Raw genomic sequence first — 8,571 nt, forward strand, 5'->3', positions numbered from 1 at the left:
AATATCACTCACTCTCTGCCAAATACGATAGCCCGCACATGTTGCGGTTTAATTTGTTGCGCCTGCAAAGAAGGCGTGAAATATTTTCTGATCTCATCCTGTCTGTAATTTGTAATGACAATACACTTCATAAAAACCAAGTTATGTCGCGCTTTGTTCACACAAGCTTGATATATATAAAAGGTTAACAATCAACTGAACTCAATACGGCATTAAAAAGCGATTGTCGTGCACGCGCATTTCGCTGGTCCCACGCAGTTGGTAGTAATAACAAGAATTCGAGAGGACATTATGCAGGCGATGCCCACACTTAATCTAAGGGAAGGAACCGTTGAGCAAAAAAGGCAGGAAATCAAAACGTACTTCCTCGACGCTTTTGATACATACGAATCACTTTTCTCTTGTCTCGCGAATGATGACGTCTTTTATCAACGTCCCGAGAAGTTGCGACATCCACTAATTTTTTATTTTGGCCATACGGCGACCTTTTTTATTAATAAGCTCGTGCTTTCCAAAGCAATAAACGAGCGAATTAACCCCAAATTTGAATCGCTCTTTGCCATCGGTGTCGATGAGATGAGCTGGGACGATCTCAATGATGAAAACTACGATTGGCCACTCGTTGAGGAAGTGCGTAAATATCGAAACCAAGTGCGTACACTCGTTTGTGATCTCATTGATACGCTGTCTTTCAGTATGCCTATTGACTGGGACAGTCCTATGTGGCCTGTTATTATGGGGATAGAGCATGAACGTATTCACTTAGAAACCTCGTCTGTTCTCATCAGACAGTTACCTATCACGTCAGTCCGCACTCATCCAGACTGGCCCGCTTGCCGTTCGATGAAAAAGCGTTTTGAAGAACTTGAACCTAATACGCTTGTATCTGTTCCGTCCCAAACGATAGTGAACGATAAATCTTGGGATAATGCCTATTACGGTTGGGATAACGAATACGGCGCTCAGCAGGAGTTAGTAAGCGAATTTAGCGCGTCTAAGTTCCTCGTTAGTAACGGCGAGTTTATGGCATTTGTTAAAGACGGCGGCTATAACGAAGCAAAATTCTGGGAAAGCGAGGGTAACAAGTGGCGTGAATATACGCAGGCACAACACCCAGTTTTTTGGGTCAAAAAAGGAGATCACTACGCGTACCGCAGCATGCTTGAAGAGTTTCCGCTTCCGCTAGATTGGCCAGTCGATGTAAATTACCACGAAGCAAAAGCGTTTTGTAATTACATGAGTGCGAAAACCGGCGAACTTATCCGCTTACCCACTGAAAATGAATGGCAAGCGCTGCGTCAGCAGGCCGGCGTTACGCAAACAGTGTACGCCGAAGGATTTAACATTGCGCTGCAGAAGTTTGCATCGAGTGAACCTGTGAATGTGAATCAGTCTGGTGAATTTTTTGATGTGGTTGGCAATGTATGGCAGTGGACGGAAACACCGATATATCCATTCGAAGGTTTTAAAGTTCACCCATTGTACGACGACTTTACGACGCCAACCTATGATAATAAGCATAACCTCATTAAAGGTGGTAGTTGGGTGTCTACAGGTAATGAGGCGATGAAAGACAGCCGTTACGCATTCAGACGTCACTTCTTTCAGCACGCAGGGTTTAGATATGTTCAAGGAAAGCGAGTTATAGCAGTGAACGATTTTGATTACGAGAGCGATACACAGGTTTCCCAATACAGCGAATTTCACTACGGCGATGAATATTACGGCGTGCCCAATTTTGCTAAAGCCAGCGCACAGTTTTGTATTGAAGCTATGCAAGGGCGTGCGCATGCCAAAGCGTTAGATTTAGGCTGTGCCGTTGGTCGTTCTACCTTTGAACTGGCAAAACACTTCGAGCACGTTGATGGCATTGATTTTTCTGCGCGCTTCATAAAAACCGCATTTGATATGCAAGAACGCGGTGAGATCCGCTATAACCTCATAGAAGAAGGTGAGTTGACGTCATTTAAAGCGCGTAAGCTTTCTGCACTGGGTTTGGAAGACTGTACGAGGAAGGTCGCTTTTGCCCAAGGCGACGCGTGTAACCTTAAGCCTCAGTTTACAGGGTACGATCTTATCTTTATGGGTAACTTGATAGATAGGGTATACAGCCCTAAAAAGGTGCTCGCCGATATGGCAAAACGCCTTAATAAAGGTGGTTTGTTGATCATTGCTAGCCCTTTCACATGGCTTGAAGAGTATACCGAAAGAAGTAAATGGTTAGGCGGATATAAAGATGAAAACGGCGAGACATTAAGTTCTACTCAAGCGCTAGAAGATGCGTTGGGCAGCCGTTTTAAACGAGTGGGTGAGCCTAAAGAGTTGCCGTTTGTTATTCGTGAAACTAAGCGTAAGTATCAGCATACACTTTCTGAATTTAACGTGTTTGAAAAAATAGATGAGTAATAAACGAGCATAAGAAATACCAAGGTACGCTATGAAATTCAAAGGGCAAATGAAAAGCGTACCTCGATAATGTTATTAAATATAAATCGATAACAACCGCGCACGTTGTGTTCTCCGTGAATCATGCGTGCGCGTACACTAGTGAAAAGTCCGGTAAGAGGACAGTGAGAAAGTGAACATGGTGCACAGCCATCTCTTGGTTTTTAACACCCTTCAAAATGAGTTCAAGCCGTTCAGGGACATCTGGCAAGCGCCATCTCATCTAAAGCTCGATCAAAACCGACTTAAGTATTCGGCAATTTTTCGTCGCTTTAACGGCCCATTATCTGACCACGGACCCACAGTCGGTTCTCAGCAAGAACCTATCCCTATGTGGATTGCAGACATGGACATACCGCCTTGCGAAGACATACTGAGCGCTATTTCGCGAAATCTTCGAACTACATACGGGTATCAGTCACTCGATATAGGTGAGTCAGTCGCTAAGCGCTTTGAGCGTAGCGCGCCTAAAAATACACGGTTTAAGGTAGAAAGCGTTGATGTAGTAGACGTTGCCAGTGTTATTGGTGCGATAGACGTCGCGCTACGCACCTTTTGTAGGTCGGGAGAAAAGGTGATGTTGTTAACACCGACCTATTCGCCTTTATCTGACGCGATTACTAACAACGGTCTAAAACCTCTATATGTTCCAGTCATTCAGCGACCGTATATTAATCGAGAAAAACATTCCGAGATCTCGTCACGCGATATAGGCAAAAAAAGAGAGCAGCAACATGGTGACAAGGCTATGAGTATTGACCTAGCTGCCTTAGATAAGTCTGCGTCGGCGTTTGTCATTTGTCACCCTAACAATCCCACTGGCACAGTATTAAGCGCAAAAGAGCAGGGCATCATTATGGACTTCTGCGCGCTTCACAATATTTTGTTAATCACTGATGAAGTGCACAGTGAATTTGCATTTAATTCATACAATGAACCAACGCTGATGCCCATGTTTGGTGCTGAATTAGATGACAAGGGTGAGGCACAAACAAAACACAATAACTCGTCGCCGTTGCCAAAGATCATTCACATCAACAGCGTCTCAAAAGCATTCAATCTCGCCAGTATTCCTGGTGCCTCGTTTGCGATAATAAAAGACAGACAGACCAGAGAGACGTTTGCTCGCGCGATCAATACCAGACATCTCAATGCGAGTAATTTGGGAAAAGTTGCACTCATTGCCGCCTACGAAAGAGGCAGCGCTTGGTTAGATAACGTCAAAAGCGCGCTAAGTTTTAATAGAAAGCTCGTTGTGCGCTTTTTTGAGTACTACGGTTTATCGGTAAACTACACCATGGGAAAAGCGGGCTACTTTTTGTGGCTAGACCTTTCGTCATTTACCACCCAATCACCGGAGCTGGGTCGTATGGCTTCTCGCCAGGAAAGAACGTCAGGTGAAGATTCTCGCTGCAGATTCGATTACCGTCCCGTTACGAGTATAGAAGAATGCGTTGAGCGGGGCGTTATAGGCAACGACGGTGCACCTTTTGGCGCTCCGCATCATGTAAGACTCAATTTAGCCTGCCACCCTGCCGTTATCGAGACCGCTTTGCAGCGTTTATGCTTTATCCAGTAGCGAATAATAAGATCGCAAGCTATCGTTAACTAATTTTCTAAAATTTAGAACGATAGATTCAAATATATGGCATTTTATTTCTACTAAAGAGAATTAAAATAGTGCTACGAAGAATTAGCCAAAGCCATACCCCTGATGAACAAGTGTTGATGTGTTGTGAAAGGGGCGGTACATGGCCTAGAGGTTTAAAGGAATCCAGCATGATATATTTGAGAAAATCGAACGAAAGAGGAAAAGTGAACTTAGGCTGGCTTAACAGTCAACACAGCTTTTCATTCGGCCACTATTACGATGCCAAACACATGGGCTTTTCAGCGCTACGAGTGATTAACGATGATGTGGTGCAAGCAGGAAGAGGTTTTGAAACCCACGGCCACAGAGACATGGAAATTATTTCATATGTGGTTAAAGGGGCGTTAAAGCACAAAGACAATACGGGTAATGAATACGTTGTGCCCGCTGGTGACGTTCAAGTAATGAGCGCAGGTCGAGGGATCATGCACTCAGAGTTCAATCCTTCCAGTGACGAGTCAGTTAACTTTCTGCAAATTTGGATTGTCCCTAATGTGAAAGGCGGTGAGCCCAGCTACGCGCAAAAGACCTTTGGTACTCACTTGACAGAACGGAACACTGAAGATTCAAAACTTGAATTATTAGTAAGCGACAGCGGTAGGGATGGGTCATTGCGGATCAAGCAAAATGCAGCTATTAGCCGTTTAACACTGCAAACCGGCGAGACTTGGAAGCGGGAAACGAAAGACAAAAAAGGCTATCTTCATATTATTGCAGGTAAAGCAGTAGCTTCGGTGCAAAGTGAACGTGACAAGTTTGAAGTTGGGGCTGGTGATGCTCTGGGTATTTACGAGGAAGATAATATCAACCTTCTTGCATCTGACGATTTAGTTGCACTGTGGTTTGATTTACCTCAGTAACTAGCTAAAAGTAATTTAGATCAACAATTTATTTTCAAAATGTGTATCTTCACTTCACGAATCTTGATCTCATGGTATGATGGCTAAAAAGAGGTTAAGGGCGATTAATTATTGTTATAAATATTAATTAACAGCCCGAATACCACATATATAAAACTGAAGTCAGTGAGACACTAGAGTGATAAAAATAATCCTAGCAGATGACCACGATTTGGTCAGAACAGGGATACGCCGAATTCTGGAAGACGTGAATGATTTCTCTATTCTCGCGGAAGCGAAAAATGGTGAAGACGCGGTGCAATTGTGCCGTAAAAACGCGCCGGATGTGGTACTCATGGACGTGAACATGCCCGGTATTGGCGGGCTTGAGGCGACGAAAAGAATTGTCCGCATGTCTGAAAATACGCGGGTTATTTGTGTTTCCATGCACAAGGAAAGCCCCATACCTATGCAGGTTATGGATGCAGGGGCATTTGGTTTCCTTACCAAAGACGCAGAGTCAGATGAAGTGATTCTTGCTATTCGAAAAGTGGCGGCAGGGCAAAAATATATCGATAGTGAAGTGGCAAATAGCATTGCTATCGGTAAGTTGTTGCCTAGTTCAGATAATCCATTCGACGAACTATCGAGTAGAGAACTTACTATAGCCATGCGATTAACCGAAGGTCACAAAGTGCCAGATATTGCTCGAGAGCTTTGTATTAACTCTAAAACTGTTAACACCTATCGCTACCGAATGTTTCAAAAATTAGGTGTAAATTCTGATGTTGAGTTAACGCATTTAGCCTATCGTTACAAGCTCATCAACCCTAATACCTTTTAAGCGTTGTTAAAGGCGCAATGTCAAAGTAATTATGTCTGCATTCGATTCAGCAGCATTTCTTAAGAATTTAACCTCCCAGCCTGGTGTGTACCGCATGTACAACAACCAGGAAGAGGTTATATACGTAGGAAAAGCCAAAAATCTCAAGAAGCGCGTATCGAGTTATTTTCGAACCAACCTTGATAACGCTAAAACCCGTTCGCTGGTCAGCCAGATAGCGAACATGGACGTTACCGTTGTTAACAGTGAAACCGAAGCGTTCTTGCTAGAAAACAACTTCATAAAGAAGTACAAACCGCGTTACAACGTGGTGATGCGTGACGACAAATCCTACCCCTTTATCTTTTTATCAGACCATGAGCACCCACGGCTTTCTTTCCATCGTGGCCCCCAAAAGAAAAAAGGGGAATATTTTGGACCTTATCCAAGTGCATGGTCTGTCAGGGAGAGCTTACGCTCAATGCAACGCATATTTCCTGTACGGCAGTGTGAAGATAGCTACTATCGTGCGCGAAGCCGGCCTTGTCTTCAATATCAGATGCAGCGCTGCAGCGCGCCTTGCGTCGAGGGATATGTGAGTGATGAAGAATACAAAGAGCAGGTTAATTTCGCGCGCTTGTTCTTAAAAGGAAAAAATCAGCAAGTAATTGGTGGCCTGGTAGAAAAAATGGAGAAGGCCAGCGAGGCATTAAATTTTGAAGCGGCTGCCCGTTATCGCGACCAGATAAATGCCTTGAGAAAAGTGCAGGAGCGACAATGGGTTGCCGGTACACAAGACGAAATGGATGTTTTTGGTTTTGCGTTTAAAGGCAATATGGCTTGTATTCAAGTTATGTTTATTCGCGAAGGGCAGCTTTTAGGCAGTAAAGCTTACTTTCCCAAAGTGCCCAATACCGCTGACGAGCAAGAGGTATTCGAATCTTTTTTCCTTCAGTTCTATTTGGCGGGTAATAAAGTCATTCCAAAGCAAATAGTATTGAGCAATACGTTAACGGATGAAGACGCTATTGCGGAAGTGCTGGCCAGCGAAGCGGGGCACAAAGTTCATTTCTTTAAAGGGGCAAGGGAAGAGAAGCGTAAATATTTGCAACTGGCTCAGTCAAACGCACAAACTGCGCTTGATGCACAGTATAGTCAACAAAAATCCGTGTTTGCGCGCTATCTCGATTTAGAAAGCGCCCTTGAAGTCGATACGCCAATTCAGCGCATGGAGTGCTTTGATATATCACACACCTCGGGCCAGCAGACCGTGGCGTCGTGCGTGGTATTTAATCGTGAAGGACCACTTAAAAGCGACTATCGCCGATACAATATTGAAGGTATCACACCGGGTGATGATTACGCGGCTATGGCGCAGGCTCTTAAACGCCGGTATAAATCGGTAAAAGAGGTACAAAAAATTCCTGACTTACTGCTTATTGATGGTGGTAAAGGTCAGCTCGCGCAAGCAGAACAATTCTTTGAAGACTGGCCCCATGATAAAAAACCCATGCTCTTAGGGGTGGCAAAAGGCACTACTCGTAAGCCAGGTTTAGAAACCCTTATCCTCGCTGGCAGTCACCAAGTGCTGCCGATGGATAGTCATTCACCAGGTTTACATCTTGTTCAGCACATTCGCGATGAATCTCACCGATTTGCTATAACCGGGCATCGAAATCGACGCCAAAAGGTTAAAACGACGTCGAGTTTAGAGAGTATTCCAGGTATCGGCGCAAAACGCAGGCAGTCATTACTGAAATTTATGGGAGGCCTACAAGGCCTTAAAAAAGCGAGCAAAGACGAAATAGCGAGCGTGCCGGGAATTAGCCCGGAATTAGCGGACACCATTTATGACCACTTGCACCAATAAATGAATGACTAACAAGCAATACTTTGCAATTTAAGGTAATGTGTAACGAAGTAGAGAGATGCTAAGCATCTAAGCGAGTGCGCTAAACGCCCATAGAGGCATATAACACTGAGACGTATTTTTTATGTGGACTGTTCCAAACTGTATTACTTTATTTAGAGTAATTCTTATTCCTGTTTTTGTTACTGTATATTTTCTTGATTGGCGTTGGGCGCATGAAGCGGGTGCATTTATTTTTTGGCTTGCCGCAATCACAGATTGGTTTGATGGGTATTTAGCAAGAAAACTTCAACAATCTACGCCCTTTGGGGCATTTTTAGATCCTGTCGCAGATAAGCTTATTGTGGGCGCTGCGTTGCTGATGATTACTCATAGTTATGCAAGTCTTTGGATCACCTTGCCTTCCATTGCTCTCTTGGTCCGTGAAATTTATGTGTCGGCACTGCGTGAGTGGATGGGATCAAACGGTGTTAGAGACGCCGTTAAAGTGTCATTTATCGGTAAAGCAAAAACAACTGCACAAATGTTAGCGTTAATTGGGCTCCTGTCGGGCCTTGAAACCTTCATGGGCATTCCAATTTATTGGGTTTCTTTAGGCTATATTCTTTTATATTTTTCTGCGGTGCTGTCAATTTGGTCAATGTTTGTTTATACAAAAGCAGCATGGCCACACCTTCGCAGCGACGCATAAATGTGAAATTGATCGCGGTTTAATCAATGTGAATAAAAAAATAGCAAACGATCATAAAAAACCGCATTTATCTCAATTTAAACGCTTTTTCGTGTTGACAGTTTTGAATGGGTAGGTAGAATGCATCCCACATTTCGAGAGGACATCAACCAAACGAAATAGTCGATTAAGACATGCGGGAATAGCTCAGTTGGTAGAGCACGACCTTGCCAAGGTCGGGGTCGCGAGTTCGAATCTCGTTTCCCGCTCCAA

At 44.0% G+C, this 8,571-nt stretch carries 7 protein-coding genes and 1 tRNA gene; all 8 read left to right on the plus strand.

Features of this window, described 5'->3' with window-relative positions; genetic code table 11:
- On the plus strand, window positions 1-188 hold a 188-nt coding region (locus GVO63_RS19575; protein WP_236552088.1), incomplete at its 5' end, for a hypothetical protein.
- Between the two features lie 103 nt (window positions 189-291).
- Entirely contained in the window at window positions 292-2,406 is a 2,115-nt protein-coding gene (gene ovoA, locus GVO63_RS07875; protein WP_159578965.1) for a 5-histidylcysteine sulfoxide synthase, read from the plus strand.
- A 178-nt stretch (window positions 2,407-2,584) separates the two neighbouring features.
- Complete coding sequence (locus tag GVO63_RS07880; protein WP_236552089.1) at window positions 2,585-4,024, plus strand: aminotransferase class I/II-fold pyridoxal phosphate-dependent enzyme; 1,440 nt, start codon at window positions 2,585-2,587, stop codon at window positions 4,022-4,024.
- A 200-nt stretch (window positions 4,025-4,224) separates the two neighbouring features.
- A complete protein-coding gene (locus GVO63_RS07885; RefSeq protein ID WP_159578960.1) occupies window positions 4,225-4,956 on the plus strand; it encodes a pirin-like bicupin family protein in 732 nt (243 codons plus the stop codon).
- Window positions 4,957-5,134: 178 nt separating this feature from the next.
- On the plus strand, window positions 5,135-5,779 hold the full coding sequence (gene uvrY / locus GVO63_RS07890) for a UvrY/SirA/GacA family response regulator transcription factor (protein ID WP_159495456.1): 645 nt from the start codon (window positions 5,135-5,137) through the stop codon (window positions 5,777-5,779).
- Window positions 5,780-5,810: 31 nt separating this feature from the next.
- Window positions 5,811-7,628 carry an excinuclease ABC subunit UvrC gene (gene uvrC / locus GVO63_RS07895; RefSeq protein ID WP_159578963.1) on the plus strand — a complete coding sequence of 606 codons (1,818 nt, stop codon included), beginning with the start codon at window positions 5,811-5,813 and terminating at the stop codon, window positions 7,626-7,628.
- Between the two features lie 124 nt (window positions 7,629-7,752).
- Complete coding sequence (gene pgsA / locus GVO63_RS07900) at window positions 7,753-8,319, plus strand: CDP-diacylglycerol--glycerol-3-phosphate 3-phosphatidyltransferase (protein WP_159495458.1); 567 nt, start codon at window positions 7,753-7,755, stop codon at window positions 8,317-8,319.
- A gap of 175 nt (window positions 8,320-8,494) precedes the next feature.
- Window positions 8,495-8,570 (plus strand) — tRNA-Gly (locus GVO63_RS07905).
- Window position 8,571 lies beyond the last annotated feature (1 nt).

The organism is Alteromonas sp. KUL106, assembly GCF_009811415.1.
Lineage (GTDB): Bacteria > Pseudomonadota > Gammaproteobacteria > Enterobacterales > Alteromonadaceae > Alteromonas.